The following is a 1,496-nucleotide window of genomic DNA, read 5'->3' as shown; positions in this document are numbered from 1 at the left end:
GCGTCGGTGGTGGAGTCGTTCGAGGCGCAGGTGGCGCGGGCGCCGGAGGCGGTGGCGGTGGTCGCCGGTGGTGAGCGGGTGTCGTTTGCGGAGTTGGATGCGCGGGCGAACCGGCTGGCGCACTTCCTGGTCGGTCAGGGGATCGGGGCGGAGTCGGTGGTGGGGCTGGCTCTGCCGCGTGGTGTGGAGATGATCGCCGGGATCCTGGCGGTGTGGAAGGCGGGTGCGGGGTATCTGCCGGTGGATGCCGCGCAGCATGCGGAGCGGGTGGCCTTCCAGGTCAAGGACAGTCGGGTGGCGCTCGTCCTGAGCACGGAGGAGGTGCTGGACGAGCTGCCGCCGGTGGGCCGGCAGGTGGCCGTCGACGGTGCGTTGATGCGGATGCAGTTGTCCGCGTTGCCGGGAACGGCTCCGGGCGTCGCGGCGCGGCGGGACGCTCTGGCGTATGTGATCTACACCTCTGGTTCGACGGGTCGTCCCAAGGGTGTGGCGGTCACGCATGGTGCGGTGGCGAATTATGTGGCGTCGGTGCCGGGCCGGTTGGGGTTCGGTGGGGTGGGTGGGCGTTATGCGCTGTTGCAGGCGCAGGCGACCGACCTGGGTAACACGGTGGTCTTCGCGAGTCTGGCGAGCGGGGGTGAGCTGCACGTTCTGGCGGAGGAGGCGGTGACTGATCCGGCGTTGGTGGCGGGTTATCTGGCCGAGCATGCGATCGACTTCCTCAAGGTGGTGCCCTCGCATGTGGGGGCGCTGGCTTCGGTGGCCGGGGTGGGGGGTGTGCTGCCCGGGCGTTCGCTGGTGCTGGGTGGTGAGGCGGCCTCGTCCGGGCTGGTGCGTGAGCTGACGGAGCACGCGGGTGATGTGGCGGTGTTCAATCACTATGGTCCGACGGAGACGACGATCGGTGTGGCGACGACGCGGTTGACTGCGGATGACGTCGCGGCGGGTGTGGTTCCGGTGGGTTCGCCGGTGGGCAACACTCGTTTCTACGTGCTCGATGATGCTTTGCGTGTGGTGCCGGTGGGTGTCGCGGGTGAGTTGTATGTGGCGGGTGCGCAGGTGGCGCGGGGGTATGTGCGGCGTCCTGGTCTGACGGCGGAGCGGTTCGTGGCGAATCCGTTCGAGCCGGGGGTGCGGATGTATCGCACGGGTGACCGGGCTCGGTGGACGGTGGACGGGAAGGTGGTGTTCCTGGGCCGTGCGGACGAGCAGGTCAAGATTCGTGGTTTCCGGATCGAGCTGGGTGAGGTGGAGTCGGCGGTCGGTGCGCATCCGCTGGTGGCTCGGGCGGCTGTGATCGCCCGTGAGGACACGCCGGGTGAGATGCGTCTGGTGGCGTATGTGGTCGCGGACGACCCGGAGGGGGACAGCGGTGGGCTTGCCATGGCTGTGCGGGAGTTCGTCAGTGGCAGGCTGCCGGAGCACATGGTGCCCTCCGCTGTCGTGGTCCTGGATGTGCTGCCGTTGAGTGGTAACGGCAAGCTGGACCGCAAGGC

The 1,496-nt window shown here is 68.9% G+C and carries 1 protein-coding gene; it reads left to right on the top strand.

The window, feature by feature from the left end; genetic code table 11:
• The coding region (locus tag AB0L59_RS42225; RefSeq protein ID WP_365593522.1) for an amino acid adenylation domain-containing protein at positions 1 to 1,496 on the top strand (1,496 nt) is incomplete at both ends.

This window comes from Streptomyces sp. NPDC052109 (genome assembly GCF_040680195.1).
In the GTDB taxonomy this organism is placed as follows: domain Bacteria; phylum Actinomycetota; class Actinomycetes; order Streptomycetales; family Streptomycetaceae; genus Streptomyces.
The sequence above is the reverse complement of the archived record's forward strand: the minus strand, read 5'-3'. Positions and strand labels throughout refer to the sequence as shown.